Below are 25,430 nucleotides of genomic sequence, written 5' to 3'. Positions count from 1 at the left end.
GCTGCGGGACCAGGGCAAATCCGGCCGGACAGGTCCGTTTTGCGCGCCGATATGGCAAAATCTGTGACAATTCCCACTTGATATCAATATGGTGAGCGCGACACACCGGGATCACGAAGATGAGCATTGACGACAAAACCAGAACAGAACTCGAGGCCGCGGTCTTCCGGCGCCTCGTCGATCATCTGCGCAACCGGACCGATGTCCAGAACATCGACCTGATGAACCTGGCCGGCTTCTGCCGCAACTGCCTGTCCAACTGGATGAAGGAAGAGGCCGACGCCAAGGGCCTTGCCGTGAGCAAGGACGAGAGCCGCGAAGCGGTCTACGGCATGCCCTATGAGGAATGGAAGGCGAAGTATCAGGGCAGCGCGACGCCGGAGCAGCTCGCGGCGATGAAGAAGGCCCAAAGCGGGCATTAAATCTCAGCCTGTGTGGCGTCAGTTCCGTGGCCGCCTGCATCTCCTGTGGGCGCGCTGTGGATGAGCGCGATGTTTCCTTGACGGAACGTGCGCCAAAATCGAGGGTCGCCCGCAGCAAGCGGTGCGCGTGGCGCGTATTCGCGCGACATTTCATTGCCATTTCAGGAGTACGCGATGGCCACCACGTCTGCCGCCGTTCAGGATGAGCCCGCAACGCGATTTGCCAAGGACCAGCTCAAGTCCATCATCGAGCGCATCGAGCGGCTGGAAGAAGAAAAGAAGACGATCTCGGACGACATCCGTGACGTCTATGCCGAGGCCAAGGGCAACGGCTTCGACGTCAAGGCGCTGCGCACCATCGTGCGCCTGCGCAAGCAGGACGCCAACGAGCGCCAGGAGCAGGAGACCATCCTGGAGACCTACATGCAGGCGCTTGGGATGCTCTGAGGCGGCCGGCGTTTTCGGCCGGCAAGCGGCGCCGGGCGGCCCTTCGGGCGCCCGAGGCGCGTTCATGGCTTCGGCGAACATGGCTTGGATGAACAAGGCTTGGGTGAAATCCCGTGAACTGCTAGACTGCCCGGCGAGGTAACCGGGCAGATCGTTCAAATGGACGTGCCAGGACCAGAGCGCCGGCTCGCTGCGGTGCTCGCCGCCGATATGGTCGGCTTTAGTCGGCTCATGGAGGCTGACGAGACGGGCACCCTTGCGCGCCTCAAGACCCATCGGATCGAACTGATCGATCCGGCCATCACCAAGAATCGCGGCCGCATCATCAAGACCACCGGCGATGGCCTGCTGGTCGAGTTCCACAGCGTCGTCGATGCGGTGCTGTGCGCGGCCGAGGTGCAGCGCCGGATGGCCAAACGCAACGCCGACGTCGCGCCGGCGCGGTGGATGCAGTTTCGCATCGGCATCAATCTCGGCGATGTGATCGTTGACGGCGCCGACATCTTCGGCGACGGCGTCAATGTCGCGTCCCGCCTCGAGGTGCTGGCCGAGCCCGGCGGCATCTGCATTTCCGGCGCGGTACGCGATCAGGTCGGCGATCGCCTGGAAGATCTGAGCTTCGAGGATCTCGGCGATCAGACCGTCAAGAACATCGCGCGCCCGATCCGGGTTTTCCGCGTCCATCTCGGAGCAGATGCCAGGGCCGTTGCCGAACAGTCGAAGGGGGCGGCGGCCGCGCCCGTCATCGCCAGGAAGCCGTCGATTGCGGTGCTGCCGCTCGTCAACATGAGCGGCGATCCGGAGCAGGAATTCTTCGCCGACGGGCTCACCGAGGACATCATCACCGAGCTGTCGCGCTTCCACGATTTGCTCGTGATCTCGCGCAACTCGGCCTTTGTGTACAAGGGCAAGGCCGTGAAGGTGCAGGACGTCGCGAAGGAATTCGCCGTCGACTATGTGCTGGAGGGCAGCGTGCGCAAGGCGGGTGGCCGGATCCGCGTCACGGTGCAGCTGATCGATGCCGAGGCGGACAGGCACGTCTGGGCCGAGCGCTACGACCGCGAGCTGGCCGATATCTTCGCCATCCAGGACGAGATGACGCGCGCGATCGTGGCGACGCTGCCGGGGCGCGTTGAGGCCGCCGCGCATGACCGCGTCAAGCGCAAGCCGACCGACAACATGGCGGCCTATGAGTGCGTGCTGGCCGCCAAGGTGCTGCATCATCGTTCGGCGCGCGACGACAATGCGGAGGCGCAGCGCCTGCTCGAGCGCGCCATCGTGCTGGATCCCAACTATGCGCACGCGCACGCCTGGCGGGCCTGCGTGCTCGGGCAGACCTGGGTCTACAACTGGTGCGAGGATCGCGACGCGACCTTCGCGCAGGTGGCCGCCGAGCTCGAGATCGCTCTCAAGCTCGACGACAACGACAGCGACGTGCACCGGATCCTCGCCGCGCTGAACCTCAACCGCGACGACCATGACAAGGCAACCTTCCATCAGGAGCGCGCGCTCGCGCTCAACCCGAACTACGACCTCGTCGTCGTGCAGCAGGGCGAGCTCCTGACCTGGCTCGGGCGGCCGGAGGAGGGCATTGACTGGATCAAGCGGGCGATGCGCCTCAATCCGTTCCATCCGGAGCGCTTCTGGAGCCATCTCGGCCGCGCCTGCTATTGTGCCGAGAAATACGCCGATGCGGCCGAGGCGTTCTCGCGGATCACACGGCCCGACCACACCCATCACGCCTTCCTCGCGGCGACCCTGGCGCAGATGGGTAACCCGGTGGCGGCCTCGGCGCACGCCGCCGAGGTGATGAAGCGCGAGCCGGCCTTCTCGGTCGCCGCCCATCTGACGACCCAGCACTACAAGCGCGAGCCCGACCGGGCGCGCTACGAGGCCGGCCTGTTCAAGGCGGGACTGCCGGCCTGACCGGCTCGATGAAGGGATATTGTGGGAAGAGCTAGCGCAGCGAGGCGGTGCGCAGCACGAACGACTGGGTCGTCAGGAGGCTTGTCGCCGAGCCCGAGAAGCGGTCGCAGGTCATGCCCATCATCGGATCTTCGAGAAGGTCATGGCGACGGCGGCCTGCGGCTTCACGAAGTGCGCCCGCATCAGGCTCATATCGGTGTCGCCCAGCACCGTGGTCAGCATGCCGGTGCTCGCGCTCGGCGCCAGCATCACCACGCGCATCCAGACGTCGTTGCCCCGGGCAGCCGAGATCCGCGCCGACGTGGTGATCACGCCCTGGCCGGGCGCGCCCTTCGCAACGACGGTGTTGATTTCGGTGGCCGGCGCAGCCGCATTGCGGGCCGGCCGTACATTGCGCGGGATCGGCGCTGTCGCCGCGACGATGTTGGCGCGATCGACCGGCGAGCTGGCCGGAACGTAGGCCAGCGCCTTGTTGAAGTTCTCGGTCGCGCTGGCGGTGGTCTGCGGATCGGCGGCGCCGACGGCTTCACGGGCCTTCAGCGCGGCGATCTGCGCCGCCGATGCCTGCTTCGGCGCCGCTGAATCGTCACCCCAGAAGCCGCGGGCATTGATGATATCGGCAGGCGATTGCGGCGCGGTGCTCTCGGCCGTCTGAACCACTTGCACTGCGGGCTTGGCCTTCGGCATCGGGACGAGCTGCGCGTCGGCGGCGGCAAGCTGGATGGCGGCGGCGAACTGCTGCGGCTTGGCGCGCGGCATCGGAACGGGATCGGCGGCTTTGGCGGGCGCTGCGGCTGCGACCACGGTATTGGCCGCGGGCTTGTCGTTCACAGCAGACGAACCTTCGTCCTCGTCGTCGCCCGACTTGCCGACGCCGAACAGTTTCGCGAACAGGTTCGGCTTGCTGATAACAGCTGCATTGTCACCATCGCCGCGGCGCTCGATGTCGGCCCTGGCGAGCTCATAGCCCTTCAGCGGCGTGCCGTCGGTCGGGACATGGACGGTGCGGCCGTCGGGGAACACCCTGACCAGCTGCTCGCGGGTCATGCGGGGCCAGTGGCGAATGCTGCCGGTGTCGAGATGCACGAACGGGGAGCCCGAGGTCGGATAGAAGCCGACGCCGCCGCGTTGCAGGCGGAGGCCGGCGAAGCGAATCTGCTCCAGCGGCACGCCCGGGATGAAGAAGTCCATCGCATGCCCCAGCATGTGCTGGCTGTGGCGCGCAACGCCCGAGGAACGGCGGCGGAGCATGGCGTTGGTGGCGGGGGCGCGGTAGGCGGAGATGATCTGGATCGGCTGCTTGCCGCCGACGTCGCTATAGACTTCCCAGAGGATGTCGAACAAGTGACGGTCCATCACCGTCTCATCCTGGGAGCGCCAGTCGCGCAGGAAGTGATTGAGCTGCTTCAGCGCGGCTTCGTCGTAGCGGCCATCGCGCTTGAAGGTGACGGTGAGGTCTTCGCCGGAATGGGTGTGGTGGAAAGAGAGGGTGCGGGTCTGGTTCAGCGCCGTCGCGTCGTGCACCGATCCCGCGCCCGCCAATAGCAATAGCGCGCTCAGGCCGACTTGGTACCCGGCCTTAGGCAGCGACAGCAGATTGCAGCGGCGTGCGAAGACAGCCAGCACTAATGAGCCCACCCAAGTCGACGAGCGTTCGGTCGGCACCTTTCGCAGACCCCCCGCGAAAGACGGTGAACGCTTTCTTAAAGCGGGACGGTTAACCGAGGTTTACCGACCCGCCCCCAAGTTAGGCTTAACTAACTGGGCGACTGTGGCAAAAGATAGCCCAGTTCCGCGGCAGAGGTGGGTAATGGTTAACATAAACGATCCCGCCTTTTGAGCGAGATCGTTGATTTTACTTCAAAATTTATCTCAATCTGGCCGGAGAAACAGCTTAGCGGGTGATCACCCGGCGCTGCTGCTGGGCCTGGCCGCGGCGGCCCGGCTGCGGCTCCGGCTGTCCGAATCCCCCGAACAGGCGCTCGAAGAAGTTCGGTCCAGAGGAATTAAAGCCGCTGTTGTCGCCGGCGACGTTGACGCCCGGGGGCAGGCTGCTGCTCGGCGGACGCGAATAGCTCGGCTGGGCGTGCGCCACCACCGTCTCGAGATCCTTGCCGCGGCTGTTCTTGAGCAGCGACAGCATGGTGGCGTCGCGGCCGTAGACGTCCCGGCGGATTTGCAGCTTGCCGGCGTCGTCCACGAACGCAGTCTGGTAGGTGATGTTGACCGGGATCGGCGTCGCGAATTTCAGGTCGATCTCGCTCGAGCCGTACATGCTGCGGATCTTCTCCGGCGTGTAATGGTCGTTCGGCATCGCGATGTTGAGCAGCACCGAAGCGTACTGATCCGGGTTCTGCACGCGCATACAGCCGTGGCTGAAGGCGCGCTCGTCCCTGGCGAACAGGTTCTTGTCCGGCGTGTCGTGCTGATAGACCAGGAACTTGTTCGGGAAGTTGAAGCGGATGCGGCCGAGCGCGTTGGCTTCACCCGGCGGCTGCGAGATGTGGATCGAGCCGTCGCGGTTGCGCTCGAGCTTCAGGCCCATGCGCTGCAGCACCGTCGGATCCTGCTGCAGGGCCGGCAGATACTCGTTGTAGATGATCGACGGCGGCACGTTCCAGGTCGGGTTGACCGTGATGTACTTCATCGTCTCGGTCAGAAGCGGCGTGGCGTGCTGGCCGGGCTTGCCGGTCACGACGCGCGTGGTCCAGACCTGCGCGCCGTTCTGCATCACCTTCAGCGTGTAGTCGGGGATGTTGAGGATCACATAGGCGTTGCCGACATTGGCGGCGCCAAGCTGGCGCGGTAGCCACCGCCAGCGCTCCATATTGACGATCACGGTGTCGATCTGACGGTCGCGCTTCGGACTGTTCAGCGCCTTGACCGTGCGCTCGTCGAGCACGCCTGATGGCTTGAGGTCGACGCTGTTCTGGAATTTCTCCACGGCACGCGCGACCGTCGCGTCATACTTGGTGCTGTCGGCATTCTCGGTGACGCCGAGCTTGCTGCGCAGGTCCGGCACGCGCGGATCGTCCATCTCGACCGCGGCCTGCTTCTTGCGCGCCGGCACGTACTTCAGCGCGGGGCCGTCGGTGATCGTGATGACCGGACCGTCGCCCTGGCCGCGCAGCTCGGCGAGCTTCTGCTTCAGCTCCTTGTAGAGCTTCTGCGGCGGGTTGTAGCTGTCGAGCGCGGCGGAGGCGTCCTTGGCGGAGGTCACATGGGCGAACACTTCCGCCGGATCGATCGGGTGCTCCGGATAAAGGATATCAGCCGACACCTGCGACCAGTGCATGCGACCGCTTTGGGCCTGGCGTGCATAGTCCAGCATGCTGGCCGCGAGCTTCAGCTCGGCGTCGGCCAGCGCATCTGATGTCGTGGCCGCGGCGAAATCCGGCACCGGATAGTCTGAAACATCGAGGCCGTCGGCGGCCGCGTCCTTGAGGCGAGCGATCACGCCCTTGCCAGCTTCGGTCAGCTTGCCGGCTTTGGTGAAGACCGGCGCGTAGTCGCGGGCCGAATAGAATTTCTCGGCCGCCGCGCGCTCGTTCTTGCGATCGAAGGTGCGCAGCGACTTGCTGGCGAGCTGTTCGCGCAGTCTGTCGGCAACCGGCTGATCCTCGGCGGCAACGTTGCTCGCAGCCTTCGCGGGCTCGGCAGCCGGAGCCGCGGCCGTCGCCGGCGCGGGGCTTGCCGAAGGCGCTGTTGCGGTTGCAGGGGCGGGTGCTGCCGCAGGCGGCGCGACCGCAGGATCGGTCTTCGCAGTATCCGTCTTGGGCGCTTCGGCGGGCGTCGTCGCCGGCGTCGTGGCGACATCGGCGGGCTTCGGCTCGGCGGCCTTGGCCGTGCTGGGCTCTGCCGGTTTGGCGTCAACTGGCTTGGCATCAGCAGGTTTGGCCTCGGTGGCCTGCACGCCGGCCGGTTTCACATCTGCCGGCTTGGCTGAGTCGGGCAGCGCGGCGGTGGTGTCGGCCTTGAAATCGCTTGCGGTGGGCGGCGGCACATTGGCCGGTTCGGGGCGCGGGATCGCGGCGTCGATAGCGAGTTCCGAGGCGCTGGAGTGAGGCGTGTCCTGCGCGAAGGCTGAGGTCGCGGACACCGTGAGGAAGGTCGCCGCGACGGCCATCAATACGCGGTCAAATCCTCGACGGTGGTTCGAACAGTCACGCATTATCGCACCCCCTGGGTGGAACTGCCCCTCGCTCTCTGGAACAGTTCAAGTCAGTATTTGGTTTCATAGCTTGCGCGAAAGCGCCGGCTCTTCGATCGACTCGCACGCCTGCAACGCAATTGACGCAGACGATACATTTGCCCCTCTTATGCAGCCAGCGCCATGCGGGGCAACTCACGACAAACTGACCTCGAAGCAGCTGATTTCGCTCGGGCCGTGCGTTTTTGCCACGCGGCACAGCCTTTGTCTGTCACCGCCGGGACACGGTTCAAAAGGTTCCCTGGTATGGTCTTGCCGGCGCCTGCGCCTAGCTGGCGTCGCTTGTGCGCGTGCCGGCCGCAGCTTCGTCGAGCTTGCGGTAGAGGGTCGAGCGGCCGATCTTGAGGCGGCGCGCGACCTCCGACATCTGTCCGCGATAATGCGAAATCGCGAAGCGGATGATCTCGTTCTCGAGATCTTCCAGGGGACGCACCTCGCCCGCGGCATTGAGCATCGGGAGGCCACCCGCGGTCGGGAGGGGGAGTGCGACCGGTATTTCGTTACCGGATATCATGGCGGGTGCCGTGGACGGCGACACCACCAGCGGCTCGCCCTGCAAGGATTTGCCCTCCGGTACCGGATGCGCCGACCCCTGCGGGAAATCGGCGAGCCCGAGCTGGTCGGCATCGCTCATCACCACGGCGCGGTACACCGTGTTCTCGAGCTGGCGGATGTTGCCCGGCCAATCGAGCTGGGCGAGATGCGCCATCGCCTCGCCGCTGATGCCGGTGATGTTGCGGTTTTCCTCGGCGCAGAACCGCGCCAGGAAATGCCGCAGCAGATGCGGAATGTCCTCGCGGCGCTGCCGCAGCGCGGGAATGGTCAGCGGCAGCACGTGCAGCCGATAGAACAGGTCCTCGCGGAACTGGCCGCCCTTCACGAGATCGAGCAGCTTGCGGTTGGTCGCCGAGATGATGCGGACATCGACCTTGACCGGCTTGCGGCCGCCGACCGCCTCGACGGTGCCTTCCTGCAGCGCGCGCAGCAGTTTCACCTGCGTCGCCAGCGGCAATTCGCCGACCTCGTCGAGGAACAGCGTGCCGCCATGGGCTTCGACGAACTTGCCCTGGTGGCGCTCGGTGGCGCCGGTGAAGGCGCCCTTCTCATGGCCGAACAGGATCGATTCGACGAGATTGTCCGGGATCGCACCGCAGTTCACCGCGACGAACGGCCTGGCCTTGCGTTCGCTGCTGCCGTGGATGGCGCGCGCGAACAGTTCCTTGCCGACGCCGGACTCACCCTCGATCAGCACCGGGATCGTCGAGGAGGCGGCCTTCTGCGCGGTGCGCAGCACCCCGGCCATGGCCTCGCTGCGGGTGATGATGTCGGAAAAGGTCAGCCGGCCCTCGCGGCTGTGGCGGATGCGCTGCAATTCGCCCTTCAGGGCGGAGGCGTTGAGCGCGTTGCGCAGGGATACCTGCAGCCGCTCGAAGCCGACCGGCTTGACGACGAAATCCTGGGCGCCGGCGCGCATCGCCGATACCACATTGTCGATCCCGCCATGCGCGGTCTGCACGATGACCGGGATGGTCAAACCAGCTTCACGAATTTTTGCGAGGACTCCGAGACCGTCAAGGCCCGGCATCACGAGGTCGAGCACGACGGCGTCGATCGCCTGCGTCTCGGATGCGGTCAGTGCCGCTATCGCCGCGTCGCCACTGTCCACGACGAGGGGCTCATAGCCGCACTTCTGCACCATGTTTTCTACCAAACGACGCTGTACGGCGTCATCATCGGCGATCAAAATGGTGGCAGCCATGGTTTTCCCCGCACGCTACGTTTATTTGTCTCGAATCGGGGCACTGTCGCCGATGCCGATTAACGCACTCTTAAACGTTGCAAACCCGCTTTCATTCCGCCGCCGCCGCCGACATCTTTCCGACTGAACTAAGGTTTCGAACAAGATGACCTCGCGCTCCAAATCTGCTCCGAACAAGTCTGCTCTCAGCAAGGCAGCCCTCCGCAAGGAATCCGCGTTGCGCAAGACGGTCGCGCAACGCAAGCCGGCCGCAACCGGACCGGCGGCGAAACAGCCGGCCGGCAAGACCGGCAAGCTGCCGGAATGGAATCTGGCAGATCTCTACTCCGGTATCGACGCGCCAGAAGTCGCCCGCGACCTGCAGAAAATGGATGCAGATTGCGTCGCGTTTGAGACCGATTACAAGGGCAAGCTTGCCGAAAATACCGCCAAAGAGGGCGGCGGGAGGTGGCTTGCCGAGGCAGTCAGGCGCTACGAGGCGATCGACGACCTGGCCGGCCGTCTCGGCTCCTATGCCGGCCTCGTCCATGCCGGCGACAGCGTCGATCCCGCGATTTCGAAATTCTATGGCGATGTGTCCGAGCGGCTGACGGCGGCGTCGGTGTATCTCTTGTTCTTCGCGCTGGAGCTCAATCGCGTTGACGATGACGTGATCGAGCGCGCGATGGCCGAACCCGCGCTCGGCCATTACCGGCCGTGGATCGAGGATCTGCGCAAGGACAAGCCGTACCAGCTCGAGGATCGCGTCGAGCAGCTGTTCCACGAAAAGGCGCAGAGCGGCTACGCCGCCTGGAACCGGCTGTTCGACCAGACCATCTCCGGCCTGCGTTTCAAGGTCTCAGGCAAGGAGCTCGCGATCGAGCCGACGCTGAACCTGTTGCAGGACAAGGCGGGGGACAAGCGCAAGTCCGCCGCGCAGGCGCTCGCCAAGACCTTCAAGGACAATGAGCGCACCTTCGCGCTGATCACCAACACGCTCGCCAAGGACAAGGAAATTTCCGACCGCTGGCGCGGCTTCCAGGACGTCGCGGACTCCCGCCATCTCAACAATCGCGTCGAGCGCGAGGTGGTCGATGCGCTGGTCGCCTCGGTGCGCGTGGCCTATCCGAAACTGTCGCACCGCTATTACGCGTTGAAGGCCGGCTGGTTCAAAAAGAAGAAGCTGCCGCATTGGGACCGCAACGCGCCGCTGCCGTTTGCCGCGACCGGCACCATCGCCTGGCCCGAGGCGCGCAACATGGTGCTGTCGGCCTATAACGGCTTCTCGCCCCGGATGGCCGAGATCGCGGAGCGCTTCTTCGCCGATCGCTGGATCGATGCGCCGGTCCGTCCCGGCAAGGCGCCCGGCGCGTTCTCGCATCCGACCACGCCGTCGGCGCATCCCTATGTGCTGATGAATTATCAGGGCAAGCCGCGCGACGTGATGACGCTGGCGCATGAGCTCGGCCATGGCGTGCATCAGGTGCTGGCGGCGAAGAACGGCGCGCTGATGGCGCCGACGCCGCTGACGCTGGCGGAAACCGCGAGCGTGTTCGGCGAGATGCTGACCTTCAGGCGGCTGTTGTCCCAGACCAGGAACGCAAAGCAGCGCCAGGCGCTGCTCGCGGGCAAGGTCGAGGACATGATCAACACCGTGGTGCGGCAGATCGCGTTCTATTCGTTCGAGCGCGCGGTTCATACCGAGCGCAAGAACGGCGAGCTCACCGCCGAGCGGATCGGCCAGATCTGGCTCAGCGTGCAGGGCGAGAGCCTGGGGCCGGCGATCGAGATCAAGCCGGGCTACGAGACGTTCTGGATGTACATCCCGCATTTCATCCACTCGCCGTTCTACGTCTATGCCTACGCGTTCGGCGATTGCCTGGTGAACTCGCTCTATGCGGTCTACGAGCATGCGTCCGACGGATTCGCCGAGCGCTATCTCGACATGCTCGCGGCCGGCGGCACCAAGCATTATTCCGAGCTGCTGCGGCCGTTCGGGCTCGACGCCAAGGACCCCAAATTCTGGGACGGCGGCCTGTCCGTCATCGCCGGCATGATCGACGAGCTGGAGGCGATGGGATGAAGCCAAACGGCCTTCCGCCGCACGGTTGGCCGTGCTTCGGGCAGGGTCATTCGGCGTTTTTGCGCCTGACGGCATGATCTTTCCATGACGCCCGCGTTTGGGAGATCAATCCTGCCCCCGCGGCGGCGCTGGCCGTCGCTCGACCGTCCGGGCCGGGGACGATTTGCGCTTCAAATCACCCGATCGGGACCGCGCCGTTGCCCTGCCAACCCGTTTGCGGTAATGGCTCGCAGAACGCGAATTTCTGACTGGGGACAGCGATGGCAGACCATAGCGAAGTGGCCTACACGACGGCCGACGGCAACGACTACGTGGCGCATGAGCAGACCTATGAGGGGTTTCTCATCCTGGTCAAATACGGCAGCATCACCGTCGCCATCATTCTCGCCCTGATGGCGTATTTCCTGGTCTGATCCCTGATCGGCTACCGGCATCGCCGTCCCGCGGCGGTGCCAGAATTCCTGATCGAACCCGGATGTAAAAACCGGGTATCCAATCTGGCGAAAATAACGCTAGTTTGAAGACGCGTGCGCGGCTCGCGCCGCCGGAGGGCCCATGAAGATTGCCGTTGCCAAGGAAATTGATCCGTCCGAGCCGCGGGTTGCGGTCTCGCCTGACACCATCAAGAAGTTCAAGGCGATCGGCGCCGAGGTCGCGGTCGAGCCGGGCGCGGGCATCAAGTCCGGCCTACCCGATTCGGAGTTCACCGCGGTTGGCGCCACCGTCAGCGTCGATGCGCTCAAGGACGCCGACATCATCATCAAGGTGAAGCGGCCCGAGGCCTCCGAACTCTCGAAGTACAGGCGCGGTGCGCTGGTCATCGCGATCATGGATCCCTACGGCAATGATGCTGCGCTGAAGGCGATGGCCGATGCCGGCATTGCCGCCTTCGCGATGGAATTGATGCCGCGCATCACCCGCGCCCAGGTGATGGACGTCTTGTCCTCGCAGGCCAACCTGGCCGGCTACCGGGCTGTGATCGAGGGCGCCGAAGCCTTCGGCCGTGCCTTCCCGATGATGATGACCGCCGCCGGCACCATTCCGGCCGCGAAAGTGTTCGTGATGGGCGTCGGCGTTGCCGGCCTGCAGGCGATCGCGACCGCGCGGCGGCTCGGTGCCGTCGTCACCGCGACCGACGTGCGCCCCGCCACCAAGGAACAGGTGGAATCGCTCGGCGCCAAATTCCTCGCCGTCGAGGACGAGGAGTTCAAGAACGCGCAGACCGCCGGCGGCTACGCCAAGGAAATGTCCAAGGAGTATCAGGCCAAGCAGGCCGCGCTGACCGCCGAGCACATCAAGAAGCAGGACATCGTCATCACGACCGCGCTGATCCCGGGCCGTCCGGCGCCGATGCTGGTCACCGGTGAGATGGTGAAATCGATGAAGCCCGGCTCGGTGCTGGTCGATCTCGCGGTCGAGCGCGGCGGCAATGTCGAGGGCGCCAGGCCCGGCGAGGTCGTCGAGACCGATGGCATCAAGATCGTCGGCTACACCAATGTCGCCGGCCGCGTCGCCGCTTCGGCCTCGAGCCTGTATGCGCGCAATCTGTTCTCGTTCATCGAGACGATGGTCGACAAGGCCAACAAGGCGCTCGCGGTCAATTGGGACGACGAGCTGGTGAAGGCCACCGCGCTGACCAGGGACGGCGCCGTCATCCATCCCAACTTCCAGCCGAAGTAAGGAGAGAAGCCATGGAGCATCTCGCGCAGGCCGTCGATCCGTTCGTGTTCCGGCTGTCGATTTTCGTTCTCGCCGTGTTCGTCGGCTATTTCGTGGTGTGGTCGGTGACCCCTGCGCTGCATACGCCGCTGATGAGCGTGACCAACGCGATCTCGTCGGTGATCGTGGTCGGTGCGCTGCTCGCGGTCGGCGTCGGCATGGTGTCGAGCGGCTCGGGCTGGGCCCGCGGCTTCGGCTTCGTCGCGCTGATCTTCGCCTGCGTGAACATCTTCGGCGGCTTCCTTGTCACCCAGCGCATGCTGGCGATGTACAAGAAGAAAGCAAAGTGAGCGGCGTGCACCTCGGGGTGACGAAGACAAAGGGGGACCTGAGATGAACGCCAATCTGGCTGCTGCTCTGTATCTCGTGGCGGGGGTGCTGTTCATCCTGTCGCTGCGCGGCCTGTCGAGCCCGGCGTCGTCGCGCCAGGGCAACATGTTCGGCATGATCGGCATGGCGATCGCGGTCGCCACCACGCTGGCGAGCCATCCGCCGGCCGACGGCGTGGCTTGGCTGCTGGTCATCGTCGCGATCGCGATCGGCGGTGGCATCGGCGCGGTAATCGCGCGCCGCGTGCCGATGACCTCGATGCCCGAGCTCGTCGCCGCGTTCCACTCGCTGGTCGGCATGGCCGCCGTGCTGGTCGCCGCCGGCGCGTTCTATGCGCCTGAAGCCTTCGACATCGGCACGCCCGGCAACATCCATCCGCAGAGCCTGGTCGAGATGTCGCTCGGCGTCGCGATCGGCGCGCTGACCTTCACCGGCTCGGTGATCGCATTCCTGAAGCTGTCGGCCCGGATGAGCGGCGCGCCGATCATCCTGCCGTTCCGCCACGTCATCAACATCGTGCTGGCGCTGGCGCTGGTGTTCTTCATCGTCGGCCTCGTGTTGTCGGGCAGCGCGCTCGACTTCTGGCTGATCACCATCATCGCGCTGGCGCTCGGCGTGCTGATGATCATCCCGATCGGCGGCGCCGACATGCCGGTCGTGATCTCGATGCTGAACTCCTATTCCGGCTGGGCCGCGGCCGGCATCGGCTTCACGCTCGGCAATTCGGCGCTGATCATCACCGGCGCGCTGGTCGGCTCCTCCGGCGCGATCCTGTCCTACATCATGTGCCACGCGATGAACCGCTCGTTCATCTCGGTGATCCTCGGCGGCTTCGGCGGCGAGACCGCGGCCGCGGGCGGCGGCTCGGGCGAGCAGAAGCCCGCCAAGCTCGGCTCGGCGGACGATGCCGCCTTCATCATGAAGAACGCCTCCAAGGTCATCATCGTGCCCGGCTACGGCATGGCGGTGGCGCAGGCCCAGCACGCGCTGCGCGAGATGGGCGACATCCTGAAGAAGGAAGGCGTCGAAGTGAAATACGCCATTCACCCGGTGGCGGGGCGCATGCCCGGCCACATGAACGTGCTGCTGGCCGAGGCCAACGTGCCCTATGACGAGGTGTTCGAGCTCGAGGACATTAACTCCGAGTTCGCCCAGGCCGACATCGCCTTCGTGATCGGCGCCAACGACGTCACCAACCCGGCGGCGGAAGAGGACAAGACCTCGCCGATCTACGGCATGCCGGTGCTGCAGGTCTGGAAGGCCGGCACCGTGATGTTCATCAAGCGCTCGCTGGCGTCAGGCTATGCCGGCATCGACAACCCGCTGTTCTACCGCGACAACACCATGATGCTGCTCGGTGACGCCAAGAAGGTCACCGAGAACATCGTCAAGGCGATGTAGGGCGGCCCGCGATGGTGCTGAACCGGGAGTGGCATCGAACCCATCGCATGCCGCCCCGGGCCACGCGCGAGCAGCGCATCAAGTGGCATGTCGTGCATGCGGCGGCGTGTTCATGCCGGCCGGTGCCAGACGGCATCAAGGCGGACGTCGAGAAGCTGCGCAAGCGCCGCGGCAAGACATAGAAGCGGCCACCGGTGATGGCGCTGGCACTCGCAATCCTGAAATGGCTCGTGATCGCCGCGGTCGTCGTCTATCTCGGCGGGCTCGTGGTGCTGTTCGTCAAGCAGCGCGAATTGCTGTTTCCGATCCCGCCGGTCGGGCGCACTGCGCCGGCCGCCGCCGGGTTTCCCGAGGCCGAAGAGCATGTCCTGACCACGGCCGACGGCGAGAAGGTCATCGTCTGGCATGTGCCGGCGAAGCCGGGCCGGCCTGTGGTGCTGTTCTTTCATGGCAATGGCGATTTCCTTGCCGGCCGCGTGGCGCGCTTCAAGGCCGTCACGGCCGACGGCACCGGGCTGGTGGCGCTGTCGTTTCGCGGCTACGCCGGGTCGAGCGGATCTCCGAGCGAGCAGGGGTTGCTGCAGGACGCCGCGGCGGCCTACGCGTTCACCACCGCGCGCTACCGCGCCGAGCAGATCGTGGCCTGGGGATTCTCGCTCGGCACCGGCGTCGCGGTCGCGCTCGCCGCCGAACATCCGATCGGCAGCCTGATCCTGGAGGCGCCCTACACATCGACCGCCGACGTCGCCGGCGCGCACTTCTGGTATGTGCCGGTCAGCCTGTTGATGCGCGATCAATTCCATTCCGACCGGCGAATCACCGGCGTCACCGCGCCGCTCCTGATCATGCACGGTACGAACGACCCGGTGATCCCGATCCGCTTCGGCGAGCGCCTGTTCGGTCTCGCCCGTGAGCCCAAGCAGTTCGTGCGTTTGCCCGGGGGCGGGCACGACAATCTCGACGATTTCGGTGCGATGGAGACGGCGAGGCGGTTTATCGACGCCGCAAAAGGCTGACGGCGGCGATCGTCTGTCGCATAATCGGGCCGGTCGAATTGAGGGGGCTGACGACATGAGCGCACACGTACCGATGCCACGGTCGTCCTGGCTGTATCCCGTTCTGGCGATGCTGTTGTTCGTCGCGGTCACGGCGTCGGGCTACGCCTTCGCGCCGTCCGCGGCTGGCTGGCTGTTCGCGGCCGTGCTGCTCGTGATCCTGTTCGGCACCGTGTTTGCGGCCGTCCACCACGCCGAGATGATTGCCGAACGGATCGGCGAGCCGTTCGGCACGCTGCTGCTGACGCTTGCGGTGACGATCATCGAGGTGGCGCTGATCTCGACCATCATGCTGGGCGACACGCCGGCCCCGACCCTGGCGCGCGACACCGTGTTCGCGGTCGTGATGATCGTCTGCAACGGCCTGGTCGGGCTCTGCATCTTCATCGGCGGCTTGCGCTACCGCGAGCAGGATTTCCAGATCACCGGCGCCAACCTTTACCTCAGCGTGCTGTTCGTGCTCGCGACCATCACGCTGGATATGCCGAACTTCACGCTCACTGCGCCGGGTCCGGTCTATTCCACGGCCCAGCTCGCCGTCATCAGCGTCGTGACCCTGCTGCTCTATGCGGTGTTCCTCTACACCCAGACCATTCGCCACCGCGACTATTTCGTCAGCGGCGCCAATGAGGCGGCGGCGCATGGCGAGGTGATGTCGGACCGCATGACGGTGATCAGCGTTGTCCTGCTGCTGGCTTCCCTGCTGGCGGTGGTGCTGCTGGCCAAGAAGTTCTCGCTGGTGGTCGATGTCGTCACCGTCAAGATCGGGGCGCCGCCGGCCTTTGCCGGCCTGGTCGTGGCGGCGCTGATCCTGTTGCCGGAAAGCGTTGCCGCGGTGGCGGCGGCGCGCAAGAACGACCTGCAGAAGAGCATCAACCTCGCGCTCGGCTCGTCGATCGCCACCATCGGGCTCACCGTTCCCGCCGTGGCCGTTGCCGCCTATGCGCTCGACAAGCAGTTGGTGCTCGGGCTCAGCAACCAGCATATGCTGATCCTGCTGCTCACCTTCATGGTCAGCATGCTCACCTTCGGAACCGGCCGCACCAACATCCTGTTCGGGCTCGTTCACATGGTGGTGTTCGCCGTGTTCGTGTTCATGGTTTTCGTACCGTAGTGGAGAGAATGACGATGCTCAGCGCCAAATCGGACGTTCAGGTGGATGCGGCGGAGGTCCGCGTGACCGAGTGGCGGCTCGCGCCGGGCAGCGCCACTGGCCACCACACCCATGAGATGGACTACGTCATCGTTCCGATCACGGCGGGCGAGATGACGATCGTGGCGCCGAACGGCGAGCGCTCCAAGGCGCAGCTCGCCGCCGGCAAGTCCTATTTCCGCAAGGCCGGGGTCCAGCACGACGTGCTCAACGAGACGGCCAGCGAGATCGTGTTCCTCGAGGTCGAACTCAAGCCCTGACGCGGCGCCTTAACCCTGCGCGCGCCGAATGGCAGGTCCGAGCCTGCGGGGCTGTGGAAATTCATAACCCGTTAACGGCTGCACGATGATCTAGCAGGCGGATGCGGCCTGCGCAGGGGGCGCCTCCGGCTGAAACCAAGATGACACCAAAGGTGACGGCGGAACGGGGGTTTGCCACCGATCCGTCGCAGTTGATCCCTGAATGTGCCTCAAAGTTCCAGCATGAAATACCGGGGCGGGGAGTGGCAGGTCATGCTGAGTTACCTGAAGAAATTCGTGATGGACATCTTACCCTCGGTGGCAGCGACCATCATCGGGGCGTACATCGTTAATCACTACATCGTGGCCAGGCCGGAAGCGCCGGCGGCCGCAGCCGTGACCGCCGCCGTGGATCCCAAAGCCGATCCGAAGGCCGCCGCCAAGCCCGCCGAAAAGTCCACCGTGGTCAGCAGTCTCCCGGAAGCCGGCGTGAAGGCCAAGGGCATGTCCGAGCGCACGCTGATCGAGCGCTCCGCGTCCGAGAAGGCCACCGTCACCGAGAAGCCGGCCGACCCCAAATCTGCTGACCCCAAGGCTGCTGACGTAAAGCCTGATGCGCCGGCCGATACCGCCAGCATCCCTGCCGATACGCGCCATCATCCAGTGGCGCCTAAGGCGGTCGCGAAGGCGGCGCCAGCTGCCGCGCCGCAGCCTTCCGCTCCTGCGACGTCAGCCGCGCCGGCCGAGGCCGCGGTCACGCCTGAGGAAAACCGCGACGCCAACGATCTTGCCCGCGCCGCCATCGAGCGGTTGCGCAAGGAGCGTCCGCAGGACGCTGCACGCACCGATCTTGCCCGGCTGCCTGACCAGCAGCGTCCGGCCGCCGCGTCGGCGATCCGGCCGTTGCCGCCGCCGATCATGGTGTCGAACCCGTCCGGCGAGAATGCCGATCAATCCTCGCAGCCGCGTCCGCCCTACGCCGCCAGCGCCCAAGATTCTAACCGAGATTCGAACCGGGATTCGAACCGGCTGACGCCGCCGGCCGATATTCCTGTTCCGGTGCTGCAGGCCCCGCTCGACCTGCGTGCCGACGCCGCCATGCCGGCGCCCAAGAACGAGCGGACCAACGAGCGCACCTCGGTGACCGACGACGTGTTCTCCGGCATGAAGTCGATGTTCCACGCCGTCTTGCCGAAGTAAGCCGAACTCGCCGAAGTAAGCCGAACAATTCAATTATCCGCCGGTGCGCGCCAGCCCGCTGCGCGCGGTCTCGTCCCTTGGCCGCAGCGCCAGCGCGCGATTATAGGACACCGCCGCCTTGGCCTTGTCGCCGAGACGCTCATAGGCTTGGCCGCGCGCGCTCCACGCCGCAACATTGTTGGGATCAGCCTGCACGGCCTCGTCGAGATCGGCGACGGCCTGGTTGGCCTTGTCGAGCGCGAGGTAGCTCGTGGCGCGGCTGACCAGAGGCTCGGCCTTCTGCGGCGACAGCCCGCTGGCCGCCGTGAAATCGTCGATCGCCTGCTGATGTTGCCCGCGGCCCTGATAGATCAGGCCACGGCCGTACAGAGCCTGGATGTTGTAGGGATCGGTCGTCAGCGCTTGCTCAAATTCGGCCTGCGCCTCGTCGAGCTTGCCGGAATGCGCCAGCATCTGGCCGCGCGTGGCGTGATCCTTGGCGCTGTTGATGTCCTGCAGCGTGATCGTGTCGGCAGCCGGCTTGTCGGCGGTGGCAGCCGGTTTCGGCTTGTCGTTCGGGCCCCATGATCCCAAGTCGAAGGAGCAGCCTCCGAGCGGCAGGCCGAGAGCCACTGCAACGATGATGAGTTGCGATGCGCGACGGCGGTGCGCAGTCCCTGGATGTACTGGTCCTGGGGGAAGGGGGCGGAGCGCCGAAGCAGCCATTATGCAAAACGCTCCTGCCGGTAATTTTGCATTGGTACCCCGGAACGAGGCTCGCTTCAAAACGACAACGCGGGCCCGGGGCCCGCGCTGTTAGACTTCCAGATCTGCAAAACGGTTCAGCGGGGGCCGCGACCAGCGCCCGGACCACCAGGACGGCCACCGCGATCGCCACCCGGACCAGCGCCAAACACCGGCTTCGGCTTCATCGGCAGCAGGCCTTCGCGCTGCAGCTTCTTGCGCGCCAGCTTGCGTGCACGGCGCACGGCTTCGGCCTTTTCGCGAGCCTTCTTCTCAGAGGGCTTTTCGTAGTGACCGCGGAGCTTCATCTCGCGGAAAATGCCCTCGCGCTGCATCTTCTTCTTCAGCGCCTTGAGAGCTTGGTCGACATTGTTATCGCGGACGAGAACCTGCACGCGGCATCCTCTTTTGAATTGATCGGTTCGGAATTCTGGCGAGGTGAAGGGGCGGCAAAAGGCCTGCCTCTTAACCCTAGGCGCGCGCATGTATCAGACAAACGCGCAGATGTCCACCGGTCGAGTGACTTTCGGGCCTAGTAAAGCCACGAAATGGGGCGAAAATGCCTTTGTGCGGCCCTGATTTGGGTGATTTGGCGCCGGGATGGGGGCCGTTCCCGGAGTTTTGAGAACTTCGGACATTGGAAATAGGGGAGATGCCACATGGCGATGAAGAAATACGCGGCCGAGGCCATCGGTACGTTCTGGCTCACATTTGCCGGCTGCGGCAGCGCGGTGATCGCGGCCGGCTTTCCGCAGGTCGGCATCGGCCTGGTCGGCGTGTCACTGGCGTTCGGGCTCAGCGTGGTCACCATGGCCTATGCGATTGGCCATATCTCGGGCTGCCACCTCAACCCGGCTGTCACGGTCGGGCTGGCTGCGGGCGGGCGTTTTCCGGGCGGCCAGGTGCTGCCCTACATCATCGCGCAGGTCGTGGGTGCCATCATCGCGGCCTGGCTGCTCTATGTGATCGCCAGCGGCGCGCCCGGCTTCGATGTCAGCAAGGGCTTCGCCTCCAACGGCTATGACGCGCATTCACCCGGCCAGTACAGCATGGTGGTGTGCTTCATCACCGAAGTGGTGATGACCATGATGTTCCTGTTCATCATCATGGGATCGACCCATGGCAAGGCGCCTGCCGGCTTCGCGCCGCTCGCGATCGGCCTTGCGCTGGTGATGATCCATCTGGTCAGCATTCCCGTCACCAACACCTCGGTGAACCCGGCGCGCAGCACCGGGCCGGCACTGTTCGTCGGCGGCTGGGCGGTGGCGCAGCTCTGGATGTTCTGGGTCGCACCGCTGATCGGCGGTGCCTTGGGCGGCGTGATCTATCGCTGGCTCAGCGACGAGCCGACCGGTGTCGTCGCCGGCGTCAAGACCTGACCGGCAAAACGGGATCGTGGCTGCCACGATCCCGTTTCCATCGATCTGTCGCGAATGCCGCTGCGAAGCGTGGCGGATCAAGGCTTGCGGGGCGGCGTCACTTCGATGACGTGCCCCATCTTGCGGCCGGGGCGCGGCGTGCCCTTGCCATAGAGATGCACGGTGGCGCCGGGGACGGTGAGCCACTGCTCGTAGCTCAGGATATCGTCGCCGATCAGGTTGGTCATGGTGACCTCGCCATGGCGCACCGGCTTGCCGAGCGGCCAGCCGGCGATCGCGCGGATGTGCTGCTCGAACTGTGAGATCGAGGCGCCGTCGAGCGTCCAATGGCCGGAATTGTGCACGCGTGGCGCGATCTCGTTGACCAGCACCGTCGCCGCGCCATTGCCGGGCACGACAAACATCTCCACTGCAAGCACGCCGACATAGTCGAGCGCCGTGGCGATCTTTTCGGCGATCGCCCGCGCCTGCGCGGCTAGCTCCTCGGGGATTGCGGCGGGCGCGCGAGACATCTTCAGGATGTGGTCGCGATGCTCGTTCTCGGTGACGTCGAAGCACTTGACCTCGCCGGACGCGGAGCGCGCCGCGATCACCGAGATCTCGCGCTCGAACGGCACAAAGGCCTCGAGGATCGCCGACTTGGTGCCGAGGTCCTGCCAGACCTGTTCGAGGTCGTCGCCGTCGCGGATGATCGCCTGGCCCTTGCCGTCATAGCCGAAGCGGCGGGTCTTGATCACCGCGGGCAGGCCGATCCGTTCGATCGCCGCGCGCAGCGTCGCGACCGAGGAGACGTCGGCATAATCAGCGGTGCCGATGCCGAGCTTGCTGACGAAATCCTTCTCGATCAGCCGGTCCTGCGTAGTCTCGAGGATCTTCTGCGCCGGCAGCACAGGGCGTCGCGCGGCGAGCACCATGGCGGTCGCGGCCGGGACGTTCTCGAATTCATAGGTGACGACGTCGACGTCGTTGGCGAACAGTTCGAGCGCCTCGACGTCGGCATATTCCGCGCAGGTCGCGTTCTGCACCACGTCGAAGGCGGGCGAGTCCGGGTCCGGCGAAAACACCTGGCAGCGGAGCCCGAGGCGCGCTGCGGCCATCGCCAGCATCCGGCCCAATTGTCCGCCGCCGAGGATTCCAATGGTGTCGCCCGGCTTCAGCTTCACTGTATCAGAAGCCGTCACGCCGTGCCCTCCGGATGGTCCTTGACCGCGTCGGTCTGCTGCTGGCGCCAGGCCGCAAGCCGGCCCGCCAAAGCAGCATCGTTGAGCGCGAGCACGCTTGCCGCGAGCAAGGCGGCATTGATCGCGCCGGCCTTGCCGATCGCGAGCGTTCCGACCGGGATCCCCGCCGGCATCTGCACGATCGAATAGAGCGAATCGACGCCGGACAGCGCCTTCGACTCGACGGGAACCCCGAACACCGGCAGCTCCGTCAGCGCGGCCGCCATGCCCGGCAGATGGGCCGCGCCGCCGGCGCCGGCGATGATCACCTTGTGGCCGGCAGCCTTGGCGCCCTTGGCGAAGGCATAGAGCCGATCGGGGGTGCGGTGGGCCGAAACAATGCGCGTTTCGCAGGCAATACCGAGCGCAGCCAGCGTGTCGGCGGCGTGGCGCATGGTCTCCCAGTCGGACTGACTTCCCATGATGATGGCGATCGGAGCGGTCATCTCTTCAATTCTGTGCAGGAATCCAAAAGCATAGGCCGATTATAGGGGCGGCCCGGGCGTCATCCAAGGCGTGGCAAGGGAGTTAGAATGGACTATCCTGTCTTGGTGAATCCCGGCAAGCCTTCATAAGCAGGCCTCAACAAGGATGCGCATGAAGAAGAAGACGACGGCGGCCGCCTCGGGGCCATCGAAACGACGCAAAGGCACGACGGCCGCGCGCAAATCCGGGCCGGGCAAGGCTGGACGTAAAGAGGCCGGAAGCAAAAAGGCTGGAACAAGACGGGCTGGAACCGAAGCGTCCACGCGCGGGGCGGTCGCATCCGGCGACAAATCGACGATCCGCAGGCTGCGGGCACAGCTGGCGCGGGCCCAGGCCCGGATCGAGGAGCTGCAGGCCTCGTCCGAGACCGACTTCCTGCTCGACATCCTGAACCGGCGCGGCTTCGAGCGCGAGCTCGCCCGTTGGCTCTCCTTCATCAAGCGCTATCACGCCTCCGGCGCGCTGATCGTGCTCGACGTCGACCGTCTCAAGCCGATCAACGACAGCTTCGGGCATGCAGCGGGCGACGAGGTGCTGAAGGCGATCGTTGCCGCGATATCGGATCAGGTGCGTGCGTCCGACGTGGTCGGCCGTCTCGGCGGCGACGAGTTTGCCGTGCTGCTGTGGAATCTCAGCGAGACCGATGCGAGGGCCAAGGCCGCGGCGCTGGAGGAGGCGATCGACCGCCTGACCTTCATGTTCCGTGGCAACCACGTTTCTGCTGGCGCCTCCGCAGGGGTGGCGATCCTCACCACACATTCGGATGTCGAGCGCGTCCTCGATGAGGCCGACCGGGCGATGTATGTGCGCAAGGCGCAGCGGCGCCACGAATCCTAGGGATTAGAGCGCGCTCAGATCCTCCGGCACGTTGCCGTAGGCCCGTAACAGCTTGGCGTCGCCGAATTCGCCGATCGCAGGATCGCCGGTGCGGCTGAATGCGACCGCGCCGATGCTGCCGGGTATTCGCGACATCGTCTCCGCACGGCGTAGTGCGATCGCCGAGCTCTGGCATTCCTCGGCATTGCCGGCGACCGGCGTGCCGTCGTCGTCCTGCATGAAGGGCAACGCCACGTAGTAGGTGACATCGGTCATCGCTGGTGCTCCGGATGTTAAGCGGCGTCGCTCGCCGCCTGGCTCTGCGCCGGAACGCAGCCGGCGGTGATCGCGGCCTGCAATTCCTCGAGCTCGGCTTCCAGATATTCATTGGCCATGATCAGCGCCTTGATGGTGCTGCGCAGGTTGCCATCGCACATCGCGATCGCCTGATCGCAGGCCTTCTCGTAGTGGCTGTGCTCGGGCTGGGAAGGCGGTGCGGACATGGCGAAACTCCCTCTCATGGCTGGCGGCTGGACCAGTATGTTCCTATTTTGTTCTTACGGAGTCAAGCATGCTTCCGCCTTCGCGAGTGATCGCCCGCAACGGCCCGGACAGCCGCTTTCCTAATCGCTTCTTAACGATGTAGACTTCATATGCACGATAGCGTGCACACCGCCCGCACAGTTCGGAAGCACGGCGTATGGACGACCTAGAGCAACGCTGCGAGTCCTGCGATCTCACGAGGCGCTGGATCGGCGCCGAGATGCTGAACAGCGACTACGAGGCGATGGCCCTGCAGTGCCCGGGGTGCAAGTCGATCCTGCGGCTCGTGGTGCCACGGCCGAAGCGACCGCGAAGCGGCCCGTCCTGATCTAGCCTCATTCCCCGCCGGTGCCACGAATGTGAAGCCGGCACGCGAACTGTGGATGACGGGGAAAACTGCCGTCTGATTTTGAATCGGGTCGCCGAACCGCGCGCTGCGCGCATCAGGCGATGATGTCGGGCGTGATCTGGTCTTCGATGAAGGCGATGCGATCGCGCAATTGCAGCTTCCGCTTCTTCAAGCGTTGCAGCATCAGGAGATCCGGCGCCGGAGACTGATGCAGCGCGTCGATCGCGGCATCGAGGTCGCGGTGCTCTTGTTGCAGACGCGCGAGCTCGGCGTGGAGTTCGCGCTCATCCTGATCGTTCATGGTTGTGTATTAACTGATAAGCACGATGAGATTGCTGCGGCCGAAGCAGCCGCTTGCTGGAATATCCTCCCTGCGCGCGCGCCGCGCAAGCCGAACCGGTTCCATAGTCACGATTGGTTACAGATAAACCGAAACACGTGCATGCGGCATTTCGCTTTCCCCGTCGACAGCGCCGTCCACTTGTGTACACTCGGGAGTCCGGATCGAACCTGAGGTTTAACGCACCGAGGAGTGTTCGCAATGGCAATACAGGCCCATCTCGTTGAGTTGGAGCGTAAGCACAAAATACTCGAAAACGAACTGCACGAAGCGCTCGTGCACCCCTCAGTCGACGACCTGCATATTTGCGAGCTGAAGCGCCGCAAGTTGATGGTCAAGGATCAAATCGAGCGGTTGAAGAGTTCCGCGGACGATACGGTCCACTAGTTCCCCCACCAACATCAACCAAGCTTATCTGCCGCCGGATGGACGCTTGAGCGCGACCATCCCCCGGCAGGCTATGCTGCGTATGCTCAGAGCTCGGCCAGGTCGCCGACATGATCGGCGACCGCGAGCGATGACGTCAGTCCGGGTGATTCAATCCCGAACAGGTTGATCAGGCCGGCGACGCCGTGGTCGGCCGGCCCCTGGATCAGGAAATCCTGGGTCGCCACCGCGGGCGGCACGATCTTGGGCCGGATTCCCGAATAGCTCGGCATCAGCGCGCCATCCGGCAGGGTCGGCCAGTATTTCCGGATCGCCGGATAGAACCGCTCGGCCCGCGCCGGATCGACGGCGTAGTCGATGTGATCGATCCATTCGACGTCAGGGCCGAACCTTGCCTGTCCGGCCATGTCGAGCGTCAGGTGCACGCCGAGCCCGCCGGGCTCCGGCACCGGATAGATCAGGCGCGAGAACGGCGCACGGGCGCTGCAGCTGAAGTAATTGCCCTTGGCCAAATATGCCGTTGGAATCAATTCGATCGGCATGCCCTCGACACCGCGGGCGACCGCCGTGGCGCCGAGGCCGGCGGCATTGACCAGGAGGTCGCAGGCGAGCGTCATCGGCGTCGCGCCGCCGGCCTCGATCTCGAACCCGTTGGCGGTGGCCCTGGCGTGCAGCAGCGGCGTATGGAACGCGAATGCTGCGCCGGCGGCCTCGGCGTCGCCGCGCAGCGCCAGCATATAGGCATGGCTGTCGATGATCCCGGTCGAGGGCGACAACAGCGCGGCGTCGCAATTCAGCGCCGGCTCCAGCGCACGTGCCGCCTCGCCCGACAACAGCTGCATGTCGTCGACGCCGTTGGCCTCGGCATGCGAGCGGATCGACTGCAGCTTCTCGGTCTCCGCAGCTGTGGTGGCGACGATCAGCTTGCCGCAATTCTTGTGCGGGACGCCGTGCTCGGCGCAGTAGCGGTAGAGCGCCCGCTTGCCGCTGACGCACATCCGCGCCATCAGGCTGCCGGCGCGGTAGTAGATGCCGGCGTGGATCACCTCGCTGTTTCGCGACGAGGTCACGGTGCCGATCGCCTCAGCCTCCTCGATCACAATCACTTCGCGGCCGGCCTGTGCCAGCCGGCGCGCCACGGCGAGGCCGACCACCCCCGCACCGACAATCACGCAATCAACCCTGTCCATCTCGTCCTTCAGGTCCGAATATTTCCACGCATTGCAGGCTGGCCGCCCTGCGCCAGCATCGTTCAGCCGATCCG

At 65.2% G+C, this 25,430-nt stretch carries 27 protein-coding genes and 1 pseudogene; 17 read left to right on the top strand and 11 right to left on the bottom strand.

Annotated elements, in window-relative coordinates:
- The first annotated feature begins 119 nt into the window (after positions 1-119).
- The 3 genes from WDM24_RS36575 to WDM24_RS36565 all read left to right on the top strand — a co-directional run bounded on the left by WDM24_RS36575 (position 120) and on the right by WDM24_RS36565 (position 2,795).
- Positions 120-422: a DUF1244 domain-containing protein gene (locus WDM24_RS36575; protein ID WP_076862154.1), complete on the top strand. Its 303-nt coding sequence runs from the start codon at positions 120-122 to the stop codon at positions 420-422.
- 174 nt (positions 423-596) lie between these two features.
- A complete protein-coding gene (locus tag WDM24_RS36570) occupies positions 597-869 on the top strand; it encodes a DUF2312 domain-containing protein (RefSeq protein WP_029085502.1) in 273 nt (90 codons plus the stop codon).
- Between the two features lie 159 nt (positions 870-1,028).
- Positions 1,029-2,795 carry an adenylate/guanylate cyclase domain-containing protein gene (locus WDM24_RS36565; protein ID WP_338829168.1) on the top strand — a complete coding sequence of 589 codons (1,767 nt, stop codon included), beginning with the start codon at positions 1,029-1,031 and terminating at the stop codon, positions 2,793-2,795.
- Positions 2,796-2,826: 31 nt separating this feature from the next.
- Here the strand turns inward: WDM24_RS36565 and WDM24_RS36560 are convergent.
- The 3 genes and pseudogenes from WDM24_RS36560 to WDM24_RS36550 all read right to left on the bottom strand — a co-directional run bounded on the left by WDM24_RS36560 (position 2,827) and on the right by WDM24_RS36550 (position 8,764).
- Positions 2,827-4,421 (bottom strand): annotated as a pseudogene (locus WDM24_RS36560) (DUF882 domain-containing protein).
- A gap of 268 nt (positions 4,422-4,689) precedes the next feature.
- Positions 4,690-6,966, bottom strand: a complete 2,277-nt coding sequence (locus WDM24_RS36555; protein ID WP_338829167.1) for a L,D-transpeptidase family protein — start codon at positions 6,964-6,966, stop codon at positions 4,690-4,692.
- Positions 6,967-7,273: 307 nt separating this feature from the next.
- Positions 7,274-8,764: a sigma-54 dependent transcriptional regulator gene (locus WDM24_RS36550; protein WP_338829166.1), complete on the bottom strand. Its 1,491-nt coding sequence runs from the start codon at positions 8,762-8,764 to the stop codon at positions 7,274-7,276.
- Positions 8,765-8,909: 145 nt separating this feature from the next.
- Between WDM24_RS36550 and WDM24_RS36545 the strand changes: the two genes are divergently transcribed.
- From WDM24_RS36545 to WDM24_RS36500, 10 genes are all read left to right on the top strand, one after another.
- Positions 8,910-10,826 (top strand): M3 family oligoendopeptidase, encoded by a 1,917-nt coding sequence (locus WDM24_RS36545; RefSeq protein ID WP_338829165.1) that lies wholly within the window; start codon positions 8,910-8,912, stop codon positions 10,824-10,826.
- 260 nt (positions 10,827-11,086) lie between these two features.
- On the top strand, positions 11,087-11,239 hold the full coding sequence (locus WDM24_RS36540; protein WP_029085508.1) for an aa3-type cytochrome c oxidase subunit IV: 153 nt from the start codon (positions 11,087-11,089) through the stop codon (positions 11,237-11,239).
- Positions 11,240-11,381: 142 nt separating this feature from the next.
- Positions 11,382-12,506, top strand: coding sequence for a Re/Si-specific NAD(P)(+) transhydrogenase subunit alpha (locus WDM24_RS36535; protein WP_338829164.1), 1,125 nt, complete (start codon positions 11,382-11,384; stop codon positions 12,504-12,506).
- A gap of 11 nt (positions 12,507-12,517) precedes the next feature.
- Complete coding sequence (locus WDM24_RS36530; RefSeq protein ID WP_016841609.1) at positions 12,518-12,835, top strand: proton-translocating transhydrogenase family protein; 318 nt, start codon at positions 12,518-12,520, stop codon at positions 12,833-12,835.
- A 43-nt stretch (positions 12,836-12,878) separates the two neighbouring features.
- Positions 12,879-14,276, top strand: coding sequence for an NAD(P)(+) transhydrogenase (Re/Si-specific) subunit beta (locus tag WDM24_RS36525; protein ID WP_166214012.1), 1,398 nt, complete (start codon positions 12,879-12,881; stop codon positions 14,274-14,276).
- Between the two features lie 47 nt (positions 14,277-14,323).
- A complete protein-coding gene (locus tag WDM24_RS36520; protein WP_338829163.1) occupies positions 14,324-14,458 on the top strand; it encodes a hypothetical protein in 135 nt (44 codons plus the stop codon).
- 15 nt (positions 14,459-14,473) lie between these two features.
- A complete protein-coding gene (locus WDM24_RS36515) occupies positions 14,474-15,292 on the top strand; it encodes an alpha/beta hydrolase (protein ID WP_338829162.1) in 819 nt (272 codons plus the stop codon).
- Positions 15,293-15,347: 55 nt separating this feature from the next.
- Positions 15,348-16,445: an ionic transporter y4hA gene (locus WDM24_RS36510; protein WP_338829161.1), complete on the top strand. Its 1,098-nt coding sequence runs from the start codon at positions 15,348-15,350 to the stop codon at positions 16,443-16,445.
- A gap of 14 nt (positions 16,446-16,459) precedes the next feature.
- A complete protein-coding gene (locus WDM24_RS36505) occupies positions 16,460-16,744 on the top strand; it encodes a cupin domain-containing protein (RefSeq protein ID WP_338832512.1) in 285 nt (94 codons plus the stop codon).
- 252 nt (positions 16,745-16,996) lie between these two features.
- A complete protein-coding gene (locus WDM24_RS36500; protein WP_338829160.1) occupies positions 16,997-17,923 on the top strand; it encodes a hypothetical protein in 927 nt (308 codons plus the stop codon).
- Between the two features lie 33 nt (positions 17,924-17,956).
- On the opposite strand, the gene WDM24_RS36495 is transcribed toward WDM24_RS36500, so the two are convergent.
- Positions 17,957-18,496 (bottom strand): tetratricopeptide repeat protein, encoded by a 540-nt coding sequence (locus tag WDM24_RS36495; protein WP_338829159.1) that lies wholly within the window; start codon positions 18,494-18,496, stop codon positions 17,957-17,959.
- A 248-nt stretch (positions 18,497-18,744) separates the two neighbouring features.
- Positions 18,745-19,041, bottom strand: a complete 297-nt coding sequence (rpsU, locus tag WDM24_RS36490) for a 30S ribosomal protein S21 (RefSeq protein WP_029085516.1) — start codon at positions 19,039-19,041, stop codon at positions 18,745-18,747.
- Positions 19,042-19,305: 264 nt separating this feature from the next.
- On the opposite strand from rpsU, the gene aqpZ reads away from it, so the two are divergent.
- Positions 19,306-20,025: an aquaporin Z gene (gene aqpZ, locus WDM24_RS36485; RefSeq protein ID WP_166214015.1), complete on the top strand. Its 720-nt coding sequence runs from the start codon at positions 19,306-19,308 to the stop codon at positions 20,023-20,025.
- 77 nt (positions 20,026-20,102) lie between these two features.
- Here the strand turns inward: aqpZ and WDM24_RS36480 are convergent, their stop codons facing one another.
- Both WDM24_RS36480 and purE read right to left on the bottom strand, forming a co-directional pair.
- A complete protein-coding gene (locus WDM24_RS36480; RefSeq protein WP_338829158.1) occupies positions 20,103-21,206 on the bottom strand; it encodes a 5-(carboxyamino)imidazole ribonucleotide synthase in 1,104 nt (367 codons plus the stop codon).
- A complete protein-coding gene (gene purE, locus WDM24_RS36475) occupies positions 21,203-21,691 on the bottom strand; it encodes a 5-(carboxyamino)imidazole ribonucleotide mutase (RefSeq protein ID WP_029085519.1) in 489 nt (162 codons plus the stop codon). The genes WDM24_RS36480 and purE overlap by 4 nt, the downstream gene beginning before the upstream one ends.
- A 145-nt stretch (positions 21,692-21,836) precedes the next feature.
- Between purE and WDM24_RS36470 the strand changes: the two genes are divergently transcribed.
- On the top strand, positions 21,837-22,568 hold the full coding sequence (locus tag WDM24_RS36470; RefSeq protein ID WP_338829157.1) for a GGDEF domain-containing protein: 732 nt from the start codon (positions 21,837-21,839) through the stop codon (positions 22,566-22,568).
- Positions 22,569-22,571: 3 nt separating this feature from the next.
- Here the strand turns inward: WDM24_RS36470 and WDM24_RS36465 are convergent, their stop codons facing one another.
- Positions 22,572-22,823 carry a hypothetical protein gene (locus WDM24_RS36465; RefSeq protein ID WP_338829156.1) on the bottom strand — a complete coding sequence of 84 codons (252 nt, stop codon included), beginning with the start codon at positions 22,821-22,823 and terminating at the stop codon, positions 22,572-22,574.
- A gap of 17 nt (positions 22,824-22,840) precedes the next feature.
- Positions 22,841-23,050, bottom strand: coding sequence for a hypothetical protein (locus WDM24_RS36460; protein WP_338829155.1), 210 nt, complete (start codon positions 23,048-23,050; stop codon positions 22,841-22,843).
- A 197-nt stretch (positions 23,051-23,247) separates the two neighbouring features.
- Between WDM24_RS36460 and WDM24_RS36455 the strand changes: the two genes are divergently transcribed.
- Entirely contained in the window at positions 23,248-23,418 is a 171-nt protein-coding gene (locus tag WDM24_RS36455) for a hypothetical protein (protein ID WP_224741866.1), read from the top strand.
- A 115-nt stretch (positions 23,419-23,533) separates the two neighbouring features.
- Here WDM24_RS36455 and WDM24_RS36450 read toward each other — a convergent pair whose 3' ends face one another.
- Positions 23,534-23,740, bottom strand: coding sequence for a YdcH family protein (locus WDM24_RS36450; RefSeq protein WP_029085523.1), 207 nt, complete (start codon positions 23,738-23,740; stop codon positions 23,534-23,536).
- A 240-nt stretch (positions 23,741-23,980) separates the two neighbouring features.
- Between WDM24_RS36450 and WDM24_RS36445 the strand changes: the two genes are divergently transcribed.
- On the top strand, positions 23,981-24,166 hold the full coding sequence (locus tag WDM24_RS36445) for a YdcH family protein (protein WP_029085524.1): 186 nt from the start codon (positions 23,981-23,983) through the stop codon (positions 24,164-24,166).
- Positions 24,167-24,252: 86 nt separating this feature from the next.
- On the opposite strand, the gene WDM24_RS36440 is transcribed toward WDM24_RS36445, so the two are convergent.
- Positions 24,253-25,356, bottom strand: coding sequence for an NAD(P)/FAD-dependent oxidoreductase (locus tag WDM24_RS36440; RefSeq protein WP_338829154.1), 1,104 nt, complete (start codon positions 25,354-25,356; stop codon positions 24,253-24,255).
- Positions 25,357-25,430: the final 74 nt, after the last annotated feature.

It is taken from the genome of Bradyrhizobium sp. 27S5, assembly GCF_037217225.1.
In the GTDB taxonomy this organism is placed as follows: Bacteria; Pseudomonadota; Alphaproteobacteria; order Rhizobiales; family Xanthobacteraceae; genus Bradyrhizobium; species Bradyrhizobium septentrionale.
Note: the sequence above shows the minus strand (reverse complement) of the source record. Positions and strands in the feature narration are given on the sequence as shown.